Here is an 18928-nt window from a genome sequence, read left to right as displayed (position 1 = left end):
GGCGGCCGCCGTGGCGTCACTGGCCCCCTTGAGGGACTCGACCTCAATCCGCAGCCGGGCGAGTTCGCTCAGGGCCGCGTCGCGCTCGGCGCGGGTCCGCTCCAGCTCCGTTCGCGGGTCCGGTTCCGTGCGCGGGCCCGGTTCCGTGCGCGGGTCCGGTTCCGTGCGCGGGTCCGGTTCCGTGCGCGGATCCGCTTCTGTGCGCGGGGCGCCCGGGCCTTCGCCCGCCAGGGCCTTCTCACCCCTCGGGTCCGCCGGCGGCGCGAACCAGGTCGGGCCCTCGTCCCGGGCGCGCAGGATGCGGTCCACCGCGAACGGTTCCAGTTCGGGCAGGGCGTCCACCTCGAACCAGGCCACCTCCAGCGACTCGCTGTCGTTGACACGGGCCTCGCCGCCGGTGGCGCGGCAGCGGAAGGTGATGTCCTGGAACTGGCAGGCGTCGCCGTTCGGGTAGGTCATCGGTTCGAGCATCTCGACCAGCACCACCCGCTCCGGGACGCAGTGCACCGCCGTCTCCTCGTACACCTCGCGCACCGCCGTCTCGGCGGGCTGCTCCCCCGGCTCCGCGATCCCGCCGACCACGGCCCAGCGGCCGGTGTCGGAGCGGCGGCCGAGCAGCACCCGCCCCTCGTCGTCGAAGACGATGGCGGTCACCCCGGGCAGCAGGAGCAGCTGGTTCCCGGCGGAGGCGCGGATCTGGCGGATGAACTCGGGTGTGGTCATGCCCCGACCCTACGAGGCCGCGGGCGGTGACCGGGAGCCTACGATCCGCCGCCCCGGCTCAGGCGGCCGTCCGGCGGGACCGGAGCCGGCGGGCGAGGGTCCAGCCGAGGCCGCCCGCCGCGACCAGGAGCAGCGCGTACTCCGGCAGCGGGCCGAACCGCGTGGCCGGGGTCTGCGTGGAGCGCAGCGGGATCTCGGCGACGAGCGCGTCCGCCGTGAACATCTTCGTCTCCTGGACGATCTGCCCGTCGGGGCGGATCACGGCGCTGACACCGCTGGTGACGGGCACGAGCACGGTCCTGCTGTGCTCGACCGCCCGCACCCGGTCCATCGCGAGCTGCTGGTACGTCATCTGCGAGCGGCCGAACGTGGCGTTGTTGCTCGGTACGGCGATCACCTGCGCGCCGTCCTGGACGGTGGAGCGCACCGCGTCGTCGAAGGCGGCCTCGAAGCAGGTCACCATGCCGACCGCGCTGCCTTCCATGGCGAACACGCCCGGCTCCTTGCCGGGGCCGAAGTCGCGCTGCACCCGGTCCACGTCCGCGCTGAAGAGCCGTACGAAGGACCGCATCGGGATGCGCTCGCCGAAGGGCTGGATCTTGCGCTTGTCGTACGTGTCCACGGGCCCCTTGACCGGGTCCCACAGGATCATCGTGTTGCGCAGCGGGCCCGTCTCGGGGGCCAGCACGGAGCCGATCGCGACCGGGACGCCGATGGCCTTGACCGCGTTGTCGATGACCTCGTACGCGTCGGGCTGGGTGTACGGGTCGATGTCGGAGGAGTTCTCCGGCCAGACGACGAAGTCGGGCTTGGGGACCCGGCCGGCCTTGACGTCCGCGGCGAGCTGGAGCGTGCGGTTGGCGTGGTTGTCGAGGACCGCGCGGCGCTGGGCGTTGAAGTCGAACCCGGCGCGCGGGACGTTGCCCTGGACGACGGCGGCCACCGCGGTCCCCTCCTCGGCGGCGTCGGAGACCAGCGGCCGGGAGGCGAGGGCCCCGGCGAGCGGGGCGACCGCGGCGGTCGCGGCGAGCAGCGCGGCGGTGGCCCGCCGGGTGGCGGCGCCGACGCGCAGGGCCTCGTAGAGCCCGAGTCCGCACAGGGCCACGGCGAAGGAGAGCAGCGGGGTGCCGCCGAGGGCGGCGAGCGGCAGGAACACTCCGTCGGCCTGTCCGAAGGCCAGCTTGCCCCAGGGGAAGCCGCCGAACGGGGCCCGGGCGCGCAGCGCCTCGCCCGCCACCCAGACCGCCGCGCCCCACAGCGGCCACGCGGGGAGCCGGCTGACGAGGGAGATCCCGAGGCAGGTGAGGCCGATCAGAAGGGATTCGACCGTGGCGAGGGCCAGCCACGGGACCGGGCCGACGCCCTCGCTGGTCCAGATGAGCAGCGGCAGCAGGAAGCCCAGGCCGTGCAGGACGCCGAGACCGAAACCGGCGCGGGCGCGGCGACCGCGCAGGCAGGCGCCGAGCAGGGCGAGGGCGAAGGGGGCCAGCCACCACAGCGGACGCGGCGGGAAGCTCAGGTAGAGCAGCGCACCGGAGCCGACGGCGAGGGCGACGCGCAGCGGCCACCCCTTCCAGGCGGCCGACGGGGCCGGGCCTGCGGGTTCCGCTTCTGCGGCGGTGCCGGATCCGGGCTCCGCGGTGATGCTGCTGCTCATCTGCCGGAGTGTACGTGCCCGCCCGCGGGCGGCGGGAGCACCCTCAGCGGGCAAGGGCGCGCAGGTGGGTGCGGATGACCCGGACCGCGTTCTCGGCGTCGTCGACGGTGACGGTGAACACCTTGCCGTCGCCGAGCCGCAGCTCGACCCCCTCGCCGCGCCGGACGATGACGGCGGTTCCCCTTTCGGGCCGCCAGCGGTAGCCCCAGCCGCCCCACTGCTGCGGGGTGATCCGGGGCACGAACTCGGCGGAGGCCACCTCCGCGAGCCGGATCTTGCGGCGCGGCAGCCCGATGTGGCCGCAGCGGACCTCCATCACCTCGGAGTCGACGGTGACGGCGACGTGCACGAAGGCGAGGGTTCCGTAGAGGATCAGCAGTCCGACGGCGAGGCAGCCGATCACGGACATCAGCAGCGGGACGGTGCCGGAGGCCCAGTTCGAGTCCACGGCGAGCTGGACGCCGAGCGCGAGACAGGCCGCGCCGGCCGCCGCGAGCAGCCATTGGGCGCGGTTGGAAGCCCGTCCGGTCCACAGCGGACCCGGGGGGTGAACCGTCATGTGTAGCAGCGTACTCACGTTCCGCATGTGCGCCACCGCCTCGCGGAACGCGTCGTCCTCACTTCGGCAGGCCACCCCTGCACGCCCTTGACCCCAACCAAACTTGAGGTTCTACGGTCGCAGACATGACACCTGACACGACTTCTGACACCGCACCCGACGTGACGCGCGACGTGGCGCACCACGAGGCGGGACCCTCCGCCGACCGAGCCGTACCGGAGCGCTACCGCACGGCGGTGGTGCCGCACATCATGGTCACCGACGCGCCCGCCGCACTCTCCTTCTACCGGCGGGCCTTCGGCGCCGTCGAGGAGTTCCGCCTCGACCACCCAGGGGGCGGGGTACTGCACGCCGAGATCCGGATCGCCGGGGCCGTCCTGATGCTCGGCGACGTCTCCGAAGGCCCCTTCACGGCACCGACCGCCCTGGGCGGCACCTCGACGGCCCTGCACGTGTTCGTACCGGACGTGGACGCGGTCGTGCGCACGGCGGTGCCGGAGGGCGCGGAACTCCTCCAGCCCCCGGCGGACCAGTTCCACGGGGACCGCACCGCCATCCTCCGCGACCCCTTCGGCCACCTCTGGATCTTCCTCACCCACTTGAGGGACATCCCCTTGCCCGACCTCCGGCCCGGCCCCGCGGACGCCTGAGCCGGCGGCCCTTCCCCCTCGGCGGCGCCGGCCCCGACGACCTCGACGGGTTCGCACGGGGTGTACTGGCCTGCGTATGCTCCGAACCGCCCGAGGAGGAACCGTGACCACTCGACTTGACCGCGCCGTCGGCGCCGTTCTGGGCTCGGCCGTCGGCGACGCGCTCGGCGCGCCCTACGAGTTCGGCCCGGCCGGTGAACTGACCGCGCGCGGCGAGGAGATGCGCGGGGGCGGCGGCTGGGATCCGGGCGAGGCGACCGACGACACGCAGATGGCCGTCCTGGTCGGCGAGTCGCTCCTGGAGCACGGCGACCTCGAACTCGCCGACGTCTTCGAACGGTTCCAGCGCTGGGCGGCCGCCGAGCCCAAGGACATCGGCCTCCAGACGGAGGACGTGCTGACCAACGGGGAGGCCTGGGACCTGGCCGCCGCACTGCACTTCCAGATCAACGCGCGGGCGGCGGGCAACGGTTCCCTGATGCGGGCCTCCACCTCGGCCGTGTACTTCGCCGCCGCGGGGCGGGAGGCGACCATGGACGCCGCCCGGCGGATCGCCGCCCTGACACATGGCGACCGGGCCGCGTGGGAGGGTACGGCCGTACTGCACGAGCTCGTACGGGTGACGCTCGACGGCGGTGATCCGCTGGCCGCGCTCCCCGGGGTGCTCGCCGCGGTGCACCCGGACCACCGCGAGCGGTACGGGGTCGTCCTCGGCCCCGACTGGCACCCGGGACTGGCCACCGAGTTCAACGGGGCGGTCTGGCCCTGTTTGGGCTCGGCGGTGTGGGCCCTGCGGACGACCACCGGGTTCGCCGGAGCCGTACGGGCCGCCGTGGACCTGGGCGGGGACACCGACACGGTGGCGGCGGTCACCGGCACCCTGGCCGGGGCCCGCTACGGCCAGGCGGCGATCCCCCCGGAGTGGACGGCCCCGCTGCACGTACCGCTGCCCGGATTCGGGGACCGGGTGCTGGACGCGGACGGGCTGCGCGCGCTCGCCCGCTCACTGGCGGCCGGCGCGCCGTCGTAGCGCTCGGGGAGCGGATCCGCCGCGGGCGGGCACCCGGCGGCGGCCGCACGGCGCCGCCCTGGCGTGGCGGAGGGCCAGGGCGTCGGGCGTTGCGGGGTCAGCGCCCGACCGGGGCGCCCTCGCCGGCGAGCAGGCGCCCTTCGGCGTAGCCGAGTGCGGCGGCGGGGAGCGCGCCCTCCTCCCCGCTGAGCAGGACGGTCAGGGTTCCGGTACGGGGCAGGCCCGGCTCGGGGAGTGCGCCGAGGCGGCGCAGCGCCTGTACGGCGACGGGCTCGGCGGAGCCGTGGAAGCGCAGCTCGGCGCCGCCGGTCCGCTCGGCGAGGGCGGCCCGGATGGCCGTCTCGACGAGCTCGTAGTGGGTGCAGCCGAGGACGACGTCGGAGACGTCGGCCGGGGTCAGCGCGGCGGCCGCGGCCACGGCCGCGACGACGGCCGCGGAGTCCGCCGCCTCGACGGCGTCGGCCAGCCCCGGGCACGGCACCTCGGTGACCCGGGCCCCGGAGGCGAAGTCTCGGATCAGCCCGCGCTGGTAGGGACTGCCGGTGGTGGCGGGGGTGGCCCAGATGGCCACCCGCCCGCCGGGGGCGGCGGCGGGCTTGATCGCCGGCACCGTTCCGATCACCGGGATGCCGGGTTCGAGCGCGGCGCGGAGGGCGGGCAGGGCGTGCACGGTAGCGGTGTTGCAGGCCACGATCAGCGCGTCCGGCCGGTGCCCGGCGGCGGCCCGGGCCACGCCGAGGGCCCGACCGGTCAGATCGGCGGGGGTACGGGGCCCCCAGGGCATGCCGACGGGGTCGGAGGAGAGGACCAGATCGACGTCGGGCCGCAGCCGCCGCATCGCGGCAGCCGCCGCGAGGAGGCCGATTCCGGAGTCCATGAGGGCGATCTTCACCTGGTCACCTTAATGGAAGCGAACCCACGCAGCGGCTCCGGGCACCACGCCGGGCCGACGAGCGACCCTGCCGCCGGGGGGCGGGGGGCGGGGGCGGGGCTCCGGCGACGGCCCCCGCACCCGGGGCCAAGGAGGCCGGCCCGAACCTCCGGCAAGGAAACCCGCCGCGTCGGACCGGGAGGCCGGACGGGCCCTTCGGGGGGCCGGGGATCCCGCCCTGCCCTCCCGTCCCCGCACTGCCCCGACCCGTACCGCCCCGCCCCGCCCCGCCCAAATCCACGACACCCCCCGCCATCTTCGGCACACTGCCCGCATGGGCCTTCTCTGCGTCGCCTGCGCTTCCCTCCTCGCCTGGATCTGGCTCACGTTCGCCCAAGGCATGTTCTGGCGGACCGACGTGCGGCTCCCGCCGCGCCGCGATCCCGCGCGGTGGCCGTCCGTCGCCATCGTCGTCCCGGCACGGGACGAGGCCGAGGTGCTGCCGTGCAGCCTGCCCTCCCTGATCGCCCAGGACTATCCCGGTGAAGCCGAGGTCGTCCTGGTCGACGACGGCAGTACCGACGGCACCGGCGAGCTCGCCCTGCGGCTGGCCCGGGAGTACCCCGGGCTGCCCCTCACCGTCACCTCCCCCGGCGAGCCGGCCGCCGGCTGGACCGGGAAACTGTGGGCGCTGCGCCACGGCATCGCGCTGGCCCGGACCGCGCACGCCACCGAGCCCGAGTACCTGCTCCTCACCGACGCCGACATCGCGCACGAGCCCGACAGCCTGCGCGAGCTGGTCGCGGCCGCGACCTCCGCCGAGCTCGACCTCGTCTCGCAGATGGCCCGCCTGCGTGCCGTCAGCCTGTGGGAGCGGCTCGTCGTACCCGCCTTCGTGTACTTCTTCGCGCAGCTCTACCCCTTCCGCCGGATCAACCGCCCGACCGGCCGGACCGCCGCCGCGGCCGGCGGCTGCGTCCTGCTGCGCACCGAGGCCGCCGTCCGCGCCGGCATCCCCGACTCCATCCGGCAGGCCGTCATCGACGACGTCTCCCTCGCCCGCGCCGTCCGCCGCTCGGGCGGCCGGATCTGGCTGGGGCTCGCGGAGCGGGTGGACAGCGTGCGGCCGTACCCCGCGCTCGGGGACCTGTGGCGGATGGTCTCGCGCAGCGCGTACGCGCAACTGCGCCACCAGCCGCTGCTGCTGGCCGGGACGGTGGCCGGGCTCGTGCTCGTCTACCTCGTGCCCCCGGTCGCACTGTTCGCGGGGCTCGCGACCGGGCAGGGGGCGGCCGCGTGGGCGGGCGGGTTCGCGTGGCTGCTGATGGCGGGCACCTACCTGCCGATGCTGCGCTACTACCGCCAGCCCGCGGCACTCGCGCCACTCCTTCCGCTCACGGCCCTCCTGTACCTCCTGATGACCGTGGACTCGGCCGTTCAGCACTACCGCGGCCGGGGCGCGGCGTGGAAGGGCCGGACCTATGCCCGCCCGAGTGACGCCTGAAACGAAAAAATCCACCCAGACCGCCCTGCTCTCCGATGTCATCCCAGGTCACCGCAGTGTGACGCTGCGTCAGCAACAAGTCGGTGCAACAGCCAACCGGTGAGCACGAGTAGGAACAAGCCGGTGCGGAAGTGGCGAAAACGTGCACGTGAACGGGAAGTGAAGGGTGTGGCCCTGACCTGCGAATATGCAGGTCAGCGCGGTGTTCGTCACACCTCGCTATGGACCCGGTGAAGTCGTGGGCTTAACTTAGGTCCCATGACCTCCCCCCGCTCCACTTATGGCGGCGGTTACTACTCCGCGCCCTCCTTCCCGGACACCCCCATCTACGACTCCCTCGTCGCCGAACGGGGTACCCCGCAGATCGCCCCGATCCGCGTTCCGGCCGCGTACGACTCCCCCAGCTCGGGCTACTCGAGCGGTGGATACCTCCCGGCCCTCGCCTCCTCCCTGCCCGCGCTGCCGGCCGCGCTGCCCCCGGCCATGCCGCAGCAGCAGCAAGCCCCGGCGTACGGGTACCCGTACCAGCAGCAGGCGGCGCCCGCGCCGATGCCCCTGCAGCAGGCACCCGCTCCGTACATCCCGCAGCAGCAGCCGGCCGTGGCCCGCGCGGGCTACATGCAGCAGGCCCAGCCGCAGCAGCCCCGGCCGGTGGCCACGGGCACCGGGTACGAGGCGATGCGTCCGGCCGCCCCGCGTCCGATGCAGGTTCCGGCTCCGGTCCCGGCCGCCTCGTACGAGGACCCGTACGGCCGCCCGTACCAGGGGCGCGGCTACTGACAGATCCGGGAAAGCCCACTAGGGCGGGCGCGGGAGGTCCTGGCAGGATGCTCCCATGTCGAACTTGCGTGTCCAGGCGCTCCACATCCATCCCGTCAAGTCGGTAGCGGGGACATCTCCCGGCGAGATGGCCGTGGAGCCCTGGGGGCTGTCCGGGGACCGGCGGTGGGCAGTGGTGGACACCGAGGGCACGGTCATCACCCAACGCCAGCAGCCCCGGCTGGCGTTGGCCGCGGCGCGTCCGCTGGGGGGCGGCGCGGTCGCCCTGTCGGCGCCGGGCATGGCCGAGCTGGTCGTGGAGGTGCCGGAGCCGGGTCCGCTGGAGCCGGTCACCCTGTTCGGGAAGAAGGTCGAGACCGTGGTCGCGGCGAACGCGGCGGCCGACTGGTTCAGCGCCTACCTGGGGGTGCCGGCGCGACTGGTGCACCTGGACGACCCGGCCGTACGGCGGCCCGTCGACCCGGCGTACGCGCTGCCGGGCGAGACGGTGAGCCTCGCCGACGCCTATCCGGTCCTGCTCGTGACCCTCGCGTCGCTGGACGCGCTCAACTCCCTCATCGCGCAGGGGGACCATCCCGAGGAGGGTCCGCTGCCGATGAATCGTTTCCGCCCGAACGTGGTGGTCGCCGGCGCCGAGGCGTGGGCGGAGGACGGCTGGCGGCGCATCGCGATCGGCGACGCCGTCTTCCGCGGGGTCCGCGAGTGCGGGCGCTGCGTCGTGACGACCACCGACCAGGCGACGGCGGAACGCGGCAAGGAGCCCCTCAAGTCCCTGGCCCGGCACCGCCGGATCGGCAAGTCGCTGGCCTTCGGGCGTCAGCTGGTGCCGGTGCGGGCGGGCACGGTGCGGGTGGGCGACGAGGTCCGCGTCCTGGAGTAGCGGGCCGGACCGCCCCTCGGAATGACACCTTCGAGGGGCTGTGGCGGAAGACTGGAACCAAGCACCGTGAGCGGGCCGTTGGAGCATTCGACGGCTGTGACAGGGAAGGTGCGGGAGCGGGCCCGGCTTCGGCCGGAGCCGGGGCAAAGGCCACGACCAAGGCCGGGACCAGGGCGACGGTCTCGCTCCCAGGCATTCATGCACCGGATCGGGTGACACGGCTGCCGCGCGTCCCGGAATGCACGTCGCCGGGGGGTGCGGGAGGCTTGGACCGCAGGCAGACGGAGGCAAAGGGGGTGCCGGACCGTGTGGACAGCAACGGGTGTGTGGCGTTGGCGGCGCAATCCACTGCGCCGGCCTACTGATCTCTTCGAGGCATGGGTGGCGTTCGCCGCGCTGGTCTGCGTCCTGCTGGTGGCTCCGGCCGTCGGCACGGTCGCGGGCCTGGAGGTGGACGGCACGCTGCAGCGGGCCGCGCGCGAACAGCGGCAGGACCGGTATCTCGTACCGGCGGTGGTGGTGCGGCCGGCCGCGGCCCCACCCGCGGGGACGGAGGCCGATCCGTCGGCGCAGCGGCAGGCCCCGCAGCGCACGCAGATCGTCGCGTCCTGGACGGCGCCCGACGGCAGCAGCCACCAGGGCACGGTGCCGGCGGCGGAGGAACCGCCTCAGGCGGGCGACCGGTTCCGGATATGGACCGATACGCGGGGCCGGCTCGTGGGGCGCCCCCTCGACGCCTCGTCGGCGAGCGCCCACGCGGCGCTGGTGGGCCTGGCCGCCGCCCTCGGCGCGGCCGCGTTGGTGGAGACGGTCCGCCGGCTGGTCGTACGAAGGCTCATGCACCGTCGGTACATACGGCTGGACCGGGCGTGGGCCGCGGCGGGACCGGACTGGGGCCGGGCGGGCGCGGGCAGCTGACCTGGCATCTCACCGGCCCCGCGCGCGCTACGGTGGAGCGGCCGGAGTCGGCCGCCGCCGACCCGGTGGGCGGCGGTGGTGGTTTCAGCCGCTTCGACGGCACGAGCACGAGGGCGGGGGCACGACAGCACCATGGCACAGGGCACGGTCCAGGTGACGCACGGCGGGTCTTCGCGGTGGCGGCGCCGCTCCGGTGAGTATCCGACGCTGGCCGCCGCGCTGGCCGTCGCGGGCGACGGTGACGTGCTGTCCATCGCTCCCGGCACCTACCGGGAGAACCTGGTGCTGAACCATGCCGTGACCCTGCGCGGGCCGGAGGGTTCGGTGGGGTCGGTGCGGATCGCCCCGCTCGACGGGATCGCGCTGACGGTGCGCGCCTCGGCCGTGGTCCAGGACCTGCACCTGGAGGGGCAGGACCGTGCGGCGCCCGCGCTGCTGGTCGAGGAGGGTTCGCCGGAGCTCACCGATCTGCGGGTGAGCACCCGGTCGGCGGCGGGCATCGAGGTGCGCGGCGGGGCCCGGCCCCTGGTGCGGCGGTGCACGGTGGAGAACCCGGCGGGTGTCGGGATCGCCGTACTGGACGGTGGCGGCGGGGTGTTCGAGGAGTGCGAGGTGGTGGCCGCCGGACAGACCGGGGTCTCCGTGCGCGGCGGCGGCCGACCGCGGCTGGAGCGCTGCCGGATCCACCATGCGTCGGGCGCGGGGATCGCGGTCACCGGCGAGGGTTCGGGGCTGGAGGCGTTGGGCTGCGAGGTCTACGAGATCAACGGCACGGGCGTGCAGATCGCCGCGCGCGCCGCGGCCCGCCTCACCGACTGCGCGGTGCACCGTACGACGGCGGACGGGGTCACCCTCGACACGGACGCGGTGCTCACGCTCGCCGGCTGCGACATCCACGACATCCCGGAGAACGCGGTGGACCTGCGCTCCCGTTCGGTGCTGACGCTCAGCCGGACCACCGTCCGCCGGTTCGGCCGCAACGGCCTGTCGGTGTGGGATCCGGGTACCCGGGTGGACGCCGAGTCCTGCGAGATCCACGACAGCACGGGCGACTATCCGGCGGTGTGGATCAGCGACGGGGCCACCGCCTCGCTGAGCTCCTGCCGGGTGCACGACGTACCGGACGCGGTGTTCGTCCTGGACCGTGGCTCGCGCGCCGACGTCGTCGACAGCGATCTCTCCCAGGTGCGCAACACGGCCGTGTCGGTGAGCGACGGGGCCACCGCGCAGGTCGACGACTGCCGGATCCGGGAGGCGGCGACGGGGGCCTGGTTCCGCGACCACGGCAGCGGCGGCACCCTCGCCAACTGCACGATCGACGCGGTCCAGACGGGGGTGATCGTCACCAAGGGCGCCGATCCCGCGCTGGAGCGGTGCACGGTCAGCTCCCCCTCGGAGGCGGGGTTCTACGTGTCGGCGGGCGGCCGCGGCACCTTCCAGTCCTGCCGGGTGACGGGCAGTTCGGGCTTCGGCTTCCACGTCATCGACGGCTGCCGCACCACGCTGACCCGCTGCCACACCGAGCGCTGCGCGCGCGGGGGATACGAGTTCGCCGAGGACGGCCCGGTCGCCGAGGACTGCACGAGTGACGAGTCGGGCCCGCGGCTCGCCGCCCAGTCGGCCGGGGCCGGGGCCCTCACCGCCGAGCGCGCGGGGATCCGTACGGTCGGCGCGGTCCGGGGCCCGGCGGTGGAGGCGGCGGCTCCCGTGCCGTCCCCGCGGGGCGTGGAGGAGGCGGACCGGGAGCCGGCGGCGGCGCGCGGCTCCGGCGAGGTGCTGGGGCAGCTCGACGCGCTGGTGGGCCTGGACAGCGTCAAGCGCGAGGTGCGGGCGCTCACCGACATGATCGAGGTGGGCCGGCGCCGGCAGCAGGCGGGCCTCAAGGCCGCCTCGGTCCGCCGCCATCTGGTGTTCACCGGCAGCCCCGGCACGGGCAAGACCACGGTGGCCCGGCTCTACGGGGAGATCCTGGCCTCCCTCGGGGTCCTGGAGCGCGGCCACCTGGTCGAGGTCTCGCGGGTGGACCTGGTCGGCGAGCACATCGGGTCCACGGCGATCCGCACCCAGGAGGCGTTCGACCGGGCGCGCGGCGGGGTCCTGTTCATCGACGAGGCGTACGCGCTGGCCCCGGAGGACTCGGGGCGGGACTTCGGGCGCGAGGCGATCGACACGCTGGTGAAGCTGATGGAGGACCACCGGGACGCGGTGGTGGTCATCGTCGCCGGGTACACGGCGGAGATGGACCGCTTCCTGACCGTCAACCCGGGGGTGGCCTCGCGGTTCTCCCGGACGATCACGTTCGGGGACTACGGGCCGCAGGAGCTGCTGCGGATCGTGGAACAGCAGGCGGAGGAGCACGAGTACCGGCTCGGGGAGGGCACGGAGAAGGCGCTGCTGACGTACTTCACCGACCTCCCGAAGGGCCCGGCGTTCGGCAACGGCCGCACGGCGCGGCAGACCTTCGAATCGATGGTGGAGCGCCACGCGGGCCGGGTGGCGCAGCTGTCGGACCCGGGCACGGACGAGCTCACCCTCCTGTTCCCGGAGGACCTCCCGCCCCTTCCGGTCCTGCCGGCTCCTTGCTGATCCTGGGGGCGGGCAGGGCCGGCGCGGACGGGGTCGCCGGGGCTGGTGCGGCGCGTGTGGTGGGCGAGTTCCGCAGGGCCGGTGAAGCCTGCGGAGCTGGTGCGCCGGTCGTGGCCGGTGCACCGGTCGTGGCCGGTGCACCGGTCGTGGCCGGTGGCTCCGGGGCCGGGACCACGGATGCGGCGGCCGCGGCGGACCGGGCGCAGCGGGCGGGTCCGGCCAGCAGGGCCAGGAGCGCGTCGCGTTCGGCGGCGAAGGCCGGGTCGGCCTGGTAGTCGAAGTGCCCGAGGATCGGCGCGGGCAGCGGGTAGCGGGCGCTGCGCCCGTAGGCGAGCGGATCGGCGAGCGGTCCCCGGTCGACGGAGTCGGCGGCGGGGGCAGGGGCAGCGGCGGCAGGGGCGACGGGGGCGGCGGTGGTCGGCGCCGCTTGAGCGGGGGCGGCCGCTCGGGCCCCCGGAAGGACCGGGCCGCCGATGGGATCCGTGGCGCGCCAGAGGTTGCGCCAGCAGTCGATGTCGGCGTGCAGGGCGGCGATGGGGCCCGGGCCGAAGTACGCCGGGAACCAGCGCCCGTACAGCCGCCGGAGCGGGGAGCCGTACGTGAGCAGGGCGACCCGGCGGCGGACGTGCGGCGCCAGCTGCCAGACGGCGGCGGCCGCGAGGACGCTGCCCTGGGAGTGGCCGGAGATGACGAGGCGGCCGCCGGTGCGGCCGGTCCAGCCGGCCATCCGCCAGGTCAGGTCGGGGACGGCGCGCTCGGCGTAGCAGGGCGGGGCGAAGGGATGGGCGGCGCGCGGCCAGAAGGTGCCGACGTCCCACAGCACGCCGATCGTGCGGCGGGCCGCGGGGTCCCGGTAGGCGCGGCGGCCCCAGGCGATGAACGCGGCGATGCCGAGGCCGATCAGCCAGGACCCGGCGTCCTGCGCGGCCCGGGCGGCGGTCTCCAGCAGCGGATGGGCGCCGCGGGCCGCCTCGCCCGGGACCTTTCCGCTGAGCCAGGCCCCGGCGAGGGCGCCCGCGCCGAGCAGCAGGGTGATCCCGGAGACGGCGGCCACGAACCAGGGGGCGGAGTCGGTGAGCGCGGCGGCCGCCCGGGCTCCGGCGATCCGCCGGCTGCGGTGCACGTCGGGCGGCTCCCCCGGGTACTCGGCGGCCACTCCCGCGGCGAGCCGGCGCCGCGCGAGGACCCCGCGCACGGCGAAGCAGGCGCCGAGCAGGGCCAGTACGAGGAGCAGCGGGGGCAGTACGGCGGCCTGCCAGGACAGCAGCACGGGAGGCGCGGGCACGGGGGGTGCCGGAACCGCCGCCCCGCCCAACCCGACCGCCCCGCCCAACCCGACCGCCCCGACCGCCCCGCCCGCCCCGTCCAGCCAGTCCGCGACCCGCTGGGCGACCCCGCCGGACATGACCCCGCCGAGGGCGCAGCCGAGCATGGCGATGGCGGGACCGCCGAGCCCGTACAAGGCGGTCGCCGGGTCGGGGGCCAGCCGGTAGAGGCGGACTGCCACGGCCGCGAGCAGCAGGACGCAGCAGCCCTGGCCGAGCATGAGCGCCCCGAACGCGAAGTCGCCGGGCAGCCGTCCGGCGGAGGTCCAGCCGGGGCGCGACCAGCCCGCGTACAGCAGCACGGTGGCGAGCAGCGCGAGGGCGGATCGGGGCAGCAGGGTGACGGCGGCCCGGTCGAGGCGGTGGTCGGCGCGGTCTTCGGTGCGGCCGCGCCGGCAGACGACCCAGGCGACGGCGATGGCCCCGGCGGCCAGCAGCGCCTCCACCGCCCAGCCGAGGGCTTCGAGTACGGGGACGCCGGCGCGGCGGTCGTGGCGGGCGGTGGGCGCGGCGACGGCGGCCGCGACGATCAGCAGCCCGGCCGCGGTGTGCGCGGCGCGCAGCCGGGCCACGATGCGCCGCCCGTACCAGAACCCGGGCCGACCGAGCGCGGGCGCGCCGCCGGGGCGGGCCGCGGGTACGGCGGCGCCCGCAGGCGGGGGCTGGGACTCGTACGCGCTCCACGTACGGTTCGACAGGTACCAGAGCAGCCCCGTCAGGGCGGCCGGGACCAGCGCTCCGAGGGCGAGCCGGCGGCCCGGCTGGCCCCACCACCGGCCCGGCTCCAGGAATCCGAGCCAGGGCCGGGAGCCGGTGCAGGCACCGGAACCGGCGCACTGCCAGGCGAGGAGGTCGAGCGCGACCTCGCAGGCGGCCGCGATCAGCAGCAGGGTGAGGCTGAGGGCGAGGACCCGGACGAGCACCCCGTACGCGCGCACCGCGCGCGGCGCCGGACCGGTGGCGGGCGCGGCCGGCCGGGCCCAGTGGGCGAGGTTGACGACCATGAAGGGCAGGAGCAGCAGCCACAGGGCGCGGGCGCCGTTGCCGGAGGTCAGCCGGGACCAGCAGTAGGCCTCGACGACGGGTCGGCCGGCGTACCGCTCGGGGTGGGTCTCGGCGTCGACGTCCGCGGCGCGGCGGAAGACGGCGGCGGTGGAGTCCCCGGTGATCCGGACGGTGCGCGGGTCGCCGAGCAGTTCGTCGGGGGGCGCGCCGTGGACCCCGTGCACGCGGAGTTCGAGGGCCAGGGGGCGCGGGGGTGTGAGGAGTTCGAGGGGCAGGGGATGCAGGGGCTGTGGGGGCTGCGGGCTCTGCGGGGGCTGGGGGCGGTCCGGCACATCGGCCTCCGCTCGCGTGGGGAGGATCGGCGCACCCACCAGCATCCCGCGCCCCGGACCGGCTGCCTAGGCCTGTCCGGGCGACGTCGGGGCGATCTGGGACCCCCGTACGCGCCTCCCGTACGCGCGTCCCATACGCGCATCCCGTGCACGCGTCCCGTACGCGGGCCGCACCGAAGGCCGTCCGGGCGGCGGACATCTGACGGGGCGACAGTTAGGGTACGCGGACGCACGTTCCATCGCACACCCCCAGGAGGGACCGCCATGGCTCGCCGACTCCGCCCGGTGGGGCTGGACTTCATCGAGAACGCCCCCACCCGCCTCGTCTTCACCGCCCGGACGGCGGCGGGGCCCGAGGCCGTGTACCGGGCCCTGGCCGAGGACGTCGAGGGGTGGCCGCGGTGGTTCGGGGCGGTGACGCTGGCCCGGCCGACGCACGGGGGTGCGGGCCGCGAGGTCCGGCTGGTCGGCGGGACCCGCTTCGAGGAGACGATCATGGCGGCGGACCCGGAGCGGCGCTACGCGTACCGGGTCGACGAGACCAACGCCCCCGGAATCCGTGCGCTGTTGGAGGAGTGGCTGCTCACCCCCGCCGACCCCTGCTCCGGCACCCTCGTCCGCTGGACGTTCGCGGTGGACGCCCCGGCGCCGATACGGCTCGCCCTCACCGCCGCCCGCCCGGCCCTGGGGCAGTCGTTCCGGTCGGCGGTCCGGGCGCTGGACGCCCGCCTGACGGCACAACGCCACCGCCCCGCCGGTCAGTGACGCGCGGTTCGGGCCCGGGGCGGGCGGTCAGACCGCGGGTTCGCGCCAGACCCCGGTCGCCAGCAGGGTTTCGAGGGTCCGCGTGTACGGGGCGATGTCCAGGCCCTGCGTGGCCAGCCACTCGTCCGAGTAGTACTTGTCCAGGTAGCGGTCGCCCGGGTCGCACAGCAGCGTGACCACGCTGCCCGTGCGGCCCTCGGCCACCATCTCCGAGATGATCTTCAGTGCGCTCCACACGCCCGTCCCCGTGGAGCCGCCCGCCTTGCGGCCGATCGCCCGCTCCAGCACCCGGCACGCGGCGACGCTCGCCGCGTCCGGCACCTTCATCATCCGGTCGATGGCCCCCGGCACGAAGCTGGGCTCCATCCGCGGCCTCCCGATGCCCTCGATGCGCGAGCCGCAATCGCTGCTCGCGTGCGGGTCGTTGCGGGTCCAGCCGTCGAAGAAGCAGGAGTTCTCCGGATCCGGGACGCAGACCTGGGTGTCGTGCTGCATGTAGTGCACGTAGCGCGCGATCGTCGCGGACGTGCCCCCCGTGCCCGCCGTCGCCACGATCCACGCCGGCTCGGGGTATCGCTCCAACCGCAGCTGCTGGTACATCGATTCCGCGATGTTGTTGTTGCCGCGCCAGTCGGTCGCCCGCTCCGCGTACGTGAACTGGTCCATGTAGTGCCCGCCCGTGCGGGCGGCGAGCTCCGCCGACTCCTCGTACATCTTCATCGAGTCGTCCACGAAGTGGCATTCACCGCCGTGGAATTCGATGAGCCGGCACTTCTCCGGGCTCGTCGTACGCGGCATGACGGCGATGAACGGAACCCCGATCAACTTCGCGAAGTACGCCTCCGACACCGCCGTCGACCCGGACGAGGCCTCGATGACCGGGCGTCCGGGGCGGATCCATCCGTTGCACAGCCCGTAGAGGAAGAGCGAGCGCGCGAGGCGGTGCTTGAGGGAGCCGGTCGGGTGCGTGGACTCGTCCTTGAGGTAGAGGTCGATGCCCCATTCCTCGGGGAGCGGGAAGCGCAGCAGGTGGGTATCGGCGGATCGGTTGGCATCGGCCTGGACCTTGCGGACGGCCTCCTTCAGCCAGGCGCGGTAGTCCGCGTCGCTACGGTCGACGTCGATGGTCGTAGCCGTCGTACCGGAGGTACGGGTGGTGCTCATGCGACTGGCTCCTTCGTGCGTTCCTTCGCCCCCTGCTTTCGCAATGTACCTCCCTCACCTGCACAAACAGTCACTTTGGGTATCTATGCGGATCGCTTTCGATCGCGTTCGGTTGCATACACGGGCACCGTGGGTGACCCTGGTGGAGCATTACTGAGGGTGCAGCACCCGTAACACTCATGTCGGGGAGTCGCAGCCGTGATCAGTCATTCACGCAGGCACTGCGTCGTCGAACTGCAGGCCTTGCCGTCCCGGATCGGACAGATCCGAAGGATCGTTTCGGCGCAATTGCGCCACTGGCAGCTCGATCCGCTCATAGACCGGGCTGCGCTCGGCGTGACGGAGCTGCTCAGCAACGTCCACCGCCACGCGCAGCCGGACAAGACGTGCACGGTCGAGATCGAGCTGCGGCTGGGGCGGCTCACGGTCTCGGTGTACGACAGCGATCCGCGCCTTCCCGTGCTGCGGGAGGCGGCCGCGGACACGCTGGAGACCTGCGGACGCGGGCTCGCGCTGGTCGCGGCGGTCAGCGAGGCCTGGGGCGCGCGGAACCAGGCCGACGGCCCCGGGAAGGTGGTGTGGTTCTCGCTCCGCGCGGCCCCGGTCGGCACCGGCTCCAAGCCTGTACGAGAGCCCGCCCCGGCGGTGGTGGTAGCCGTCGACCCGACGGCCGTTCCGACAGCCGTGCCGGTGACCGCCTCGGTCGGCGCCAGGCCCGGGTAGGCTCCGGCGGGCCGCACCCCCGCCCCGGCGCCCGCAGGCAGGCTCCGCCCCCGCCACCCTCTTGAGGGACGCGGGGGGGAAGGCACGCGGGGGGGGACTCGGGGGGCGGGACGGGACTACGCCGCCGTTCCCAGGGCGCCCAAGGGGTCGTCCAGGACCGGCTGCCAGGCCAGCTCCGCGGCGCCCACCAGACTGTTGTGGTCCAGGGTGCAGGGCAGGATCGGGACTCCCCCGCTGCGGCCCCACAGGCTGCGGTCCGCGACCACCGCGCGCAGACGCTCCGGGTCCGCGGACAGCAGCTCGCGGTGGAGCCCGCCGAGAATGATCCGGTCCGGGTTGAGGATGTTGACCAGCCCCGCCAGGCCCAGGCCGAGCCGGTCGATGAGTTCCTCGGCCGCCGCCCGTACCGCCGGCTCCGCGTACTCCTCGCGCAGCAGGTCACGCGCCTGCTGGAGCAGCGACACCTCGGGGCCCGGGGTGCGGCCCGCGGCGGTCAGGAAGGCCAGCGGATCGGCCTCCACGTCGAGGCAGCCGCGGCTGCCGCAGTGGCAGGGCCGGCCCTCCGGGTTCACGGTGAGGTGGCCGACCTCCAGGGCCAGCCCCGAACTCCCGCTGTGCAGGCGGCCGTCCAGGACGAGCGCCCCGCCCACCCCGCGGTGCCCGGTGGCCACGCACAGCAGGTGCTGGGCACTGCGTCCGGCGCCGTGCCGGTGCTCGGCGAGCGCGGCCAGGTTCACGTCGTTGCCGGTCAGGGCCGGGCCGTCGATACCGGCCGCCTTCACGCACTCCGTGAAGATGTCCCGTACGGGAGCCCCGGCCGGCCAGGCCAGGTGCAGCGGGTTCAGCGCCGTACCGTCCGGCTCCGCGACCGCCGACGGCACCGCGAGCCCCGCTCCGACGCAGCGGCGGCCGGTCTCGGCGAGGAGCGCCGCGCCCGCCTCGACGACGGCCCCGAGCACCTGCGCCGGGTCCGCGGAGACGGTGACCTTGCCGGGGGCGGTGGCCACGATCCGGCCGCCGAGGCCGACCAGTGCGGCGCGGAACCCGTCGGAGTGCACCTGCGCGGCCAGCGCCACGGGGCCGTTCTCCTCGATGGAGAGCCGGTGCGAGGGCCGGCCCTGGGTGCCGCCCGCGCCGCCGGGACGCGAGTCGACGCGGATCAGACCGAGCGCCTCCAGCTCGGCGGCGACCGCCCCGGCGGTGGCACGGGTGACGCCGAGCTCCGCGGTCAGGACGGCGCGGGTCGGGGCCCGGCCCGTGTGGACGAGCTCCAGCGCCGGGCCGAGGGCGCCACGCCCCCGCTCCAGCTTGGCCCGCGCCGAGGACGCGGCCGGACCCGCAGACGCGGCCGAACCGGAAGACGCTGCGGACACCGTGGTCACATCCCCCACCCGCGGCGGGGCCCCGTTGCCGTTCATGACGCGATCCTCGCATGATCGGCGGTGTGCGCGGCGCC

General features: G+C 74.9%; 15 protein-coding genes and 1 pseudogene. 9 read left to right on the top strand and 7 right to left on the bottom strand.

The genetic code is table 11. From position 1 onward, the window contains the following. Nucleotides 1–258: 258 nt before the first annotated feature. The 3 genes and pseudogenes from CP980_RS29410 to CP980_RS29400 all read right to left on the bottom strand — a co-directional run. Nucleotides 259–723 (bottom strand): annotated as a pseudogene (locus CP980_RS29410) (NUDIX hydrolase); the annotation flags it as partial. A gap of 58 nt (nucleotides 724–781) precedes the next feature. Further along, the gene (gene lnt, locus CP980_RS29405; RefSeq protein ID WP_150529451.1) at nucleotides 782–2380 is read right to left on the bottom strand and encodes an apolipoprotein N-acyltransferase; all 1599 of its coding nucleotides are present in this window, start codon (nucleotides 2378–2380) and stop codon (nucleotides 782–784) included. 43 nt (nucleotides 2381–2423) lie between these two features. Then, complete coding sequence (locus CP980_RS29400) at nucleotides 2424–2939, bottom strand: hypothetical protein (RefSeq protein WP_229906982.1); 516 nt, start codon at nucleotides 2937–2939, stop codon at nucleotides 2424–2426. A 251-nt stretch (nucleotides 2940–3190) separates the two neighbouring features. Here CP980_RS29400 and CP980_RS29395 point away from each other — a divergent pair, with 251 nt between their 5' ends. Both CP980_RS29395 and CP980_RS29390 read left to right on the top strand, forming a co-directional pair. Next, complete coding sequence (locus CP980_RS29395) at nucleotides 3191–3589, top strand: VOC family protein (RefSeq protein ID WP_229907033.1); 399 nt, start codon at nucleotides 3191–3193, stop codon at nucleotides 3587–3589. 103 nt (nucleotides 3590–3692) lie between these two features. After that, complete coding sequence (locus tag CP980_RS29390) at nucleotides 3693–4619, top strand: ADP-ribosylglycohydrolase family protein (RefSeq protein ID WP_229906981.1); 927 nt, start codon at nucleotides 3693–3695, stop codon at nucleotides 4617–4619. Nucleotides 4620–4716: 97 nt separating this feature from the next. Here the strand turns inward: CP980_RS29390 and CP980_RS29385 are convergent, their stop codons facing one another. Next, nucleotides 4717–5511, bottom strand: coding sequence for a glutamate racemase (locus CP980_RS29385; RefSeq protein ID WP_165937342.1), 795 nt, complete (start codon nucleotides 5509–5511; stop codon nucleotides 4717–4719). 313 nt (nucleotides 5512–5824) lie between these two features. On the opposite strand from CP980_RS29385, the gene CP980_RS29380 reads away from it, so the two are divergent. From CP980_RS29380 to CP980_RS29360, 5 genes are all read left to right on the top strand, one after another. Next, a complete protein-coding gene (locus tag CP980_RS29380) occupies nucleotides 5825–6994 on the top strand; it encodes a glycosyltransferase (protein ID WP_150529447.1) in 1170 nt (389 codons plus the stop codon). Between the two features lie 258 nt (nucleotides 6995–7252). Next, a complete protein-coding gene (locus CP980_RS29375) occupies nucleotides 7253–7774 on the top strand; it encodes a DUF6643 family protein (protein WP_123515719.1) in 522 nt (173 codons plus the stop codon). Nucleotides 7775–7829: 55 nt separating this feature from the next. Continuing rightward, on the top strand, nucleotides 7830–8654 hold the full coding sequence (locus CP980_RS29370; RefSeq protein ID WP_150529446.1) for an MOSC domain-containing protein: 825 nt from the start codon (nucleotides 7830–7832) through the stop codon (nucleotides 8652–8654). 306 nt (nucleotides 8655–8960) lie between these two features. Then, on the top strand, nucleotides 8961–9572 hold the full coding sequence (locus tag CP980_RS29365) for an Rv1733c family protein (RefSeq protein WP_150529445.1): 612 nt from the start codon (nucleotides 8961–8963) through the stop codon (nucleotides 9570–9572). A 132-nt stretch (nucleotides 9573–9704) separates the two neighbouring features. Continuing rightward, nucleotides 9705–12158, top strand: coding sequence for a right-handed parallel beta-helix repeat-containing protein (locus tag CP980_RS29360; RefSeq protein WP_150529444.1), 2454 nt, complete (start codon nucleotides 9705–9707; stop codon nucleotides 12156–12158). On the opposite strand, the gene CP980_RS29355 is transcribed toward CP980_RS29360, so the two are convergent. Next, entirely contained in the window at nucleotides 12100–14865 is a 2766-nt protein-coding gene (locus CP980_RS29355; protein WP_229906980.1) for a hypothetical protein, read from the bottom strand. The genes CP980_RS29360 and CP980_RS29355 overlap by 59 nt on opposite strands. Before the next feature lie 219 nt (nucleotides 14866–15084). Between CP980_RS29355 and CP980_RS29350 the strand changes: the two genes are divergently transcribed. After that, nucleotides 15085–15585: an SRPBCC family protein gene (locus CP980_RS29350; RefSeq protein WP_150529442.1), complete on the top strand. Its 501-nt coding sequence runs from the start codon at nucleotides 15085–15087 to the stop codon at nucleotides 15583–15585. Nucleotides 15586–15612: 27 nt separating this feature from the next. On the opposite strand, the gene cds1 is transcribed toward CP980_RS29350, so the two are convergent. Beyond that, a complete protein-coding gene (gene cds1 / locus CP980_RS29345) occupies nucleotides 15613–16749 on the bottom strand; it encodes an L-cysteine desulfhydrase Cds1 (RefSeq protein ID WP_132758854.1) in 1137 nt (378 codons plus the stop codon). A 198-nt stretch (nucleotides 16750–16947) separates the two neighbouring features. On the opposite strand from cds1, the gene CP980_RS29340 reads away from it, so the two are divergent. Beyond that, nucleotides 16948–17472 (top strand): ATP-binding protein, encoded by a 525-nt coding sequence (locus tag CP980_RS29340; RefSeq protein ID WP_150529441.1) that lies wholly within the window; start codon nucleotides 16948–16950, stop codon nucleotides 17470–17472. Nucleotides 17473–17588: 116 nt separating this feature from the next. On the opposite strand, the gene CP980_RS29335 is transcribed toward CP980_RS29340, so the two are convergent. Further along, entirely contained in the window at nucleotides 17589–18890 is a 1302-nt protein-coding gene (locus CP980_RS29335) for an ROK family protein (RefSeq protein WP_229906979.1), read from the bottom strand. Between the last annotated feature and the right edge of the window lie 38 nt (nucleotides 18891–18928).

This window comes from Streptomyces vinaceus (genome assembly GCF_008704935.1).
Classification (GTDB): Bacteria; Actinomycetota; Actinomycetes; order Streptomycetales; family Streptomycetaceae; genus Streptomyces; species Streptomyces vinaceus.
Note: the sequence above shows the minus strand (reverse complement) of the source record. Positions and strands in the feature narration are given on the sequence as shown.

Coding starts and splice junctions, on each gene's coding strand:
- CP980_RS29355 (WP_229906980.1), bottom strand. CDS start 14,865: ATGCTGGTGGGTGCGCCGATCCTCCCCACGCGAGCGGAGGCCGATGTG.
- CP980_RS29370 (WP_150529446.1), top strand. CDS start 7,830: ATGTCGAACTTGCGTGTCCAGGCGCTCCACATCCATCCCGTCAAGTCG.
- lnt (WP_150529451.1), bottom strand. CDS start 2,380: ATGAGCAGCAGCATCACCGCGGAGCCCGGATCCGGCACCGCCGCAGAA.
- CP980_RS29375 (WP_123515719.1), top strand. CDS start 7,253: ATGACCTCCCCCCGCTCCACTTATGGCGGCGGTTACTACTCCGCGCCC.
- CP980_RS29360 (WP_150529444.1), top strand. CDS start 9,705: ATGGCACAGGGCACGGTCCAGGTGACGCACGGCGGGTCTTCGCGGTGG.
- CP980_RS29400 (WP_229906982.1), bottom strand. CDS start 2,939: ATGACGGTTCACCCCCCGGGTCCGCTGTGGACCGGACGGGCTTCCAAC.
- CP980_RS29380 (WP_150529447.1), top strand. CDS start 5,825: ATGGGCCTTCTCTGCGTCGCCTGCGCTTCCCTCCTCGCCTGGATCTGG.
- CP980_RS29335 (WP_229906979.1), bottom strand. CDS start 18,890: ATGAACGGCAACGGGGCCCCGCCGCGGGTGGGGGATGTGACCACGGTG.
- CP980_RS29350 (WP_150529442.1), top strand. CDS start 15,085: ATGGCTCGCCGACTCCGCCCGGTGGGGCTGGACTTCATCGAGAACGCC.
- CP980_RS29395 (WP_229907033.1), top strand. CDS start 3,191: ATGGTCACCGACGCGCCCGCCGCACTCTCCTTCTACCGGCGGGCCTTC.
- cds1 (WP_132758854.1), bottom strand. CDS start 16,749: ATGAGCACCACCCGTACCTCCGGTACGACGGCTACGACCATCGACGTC.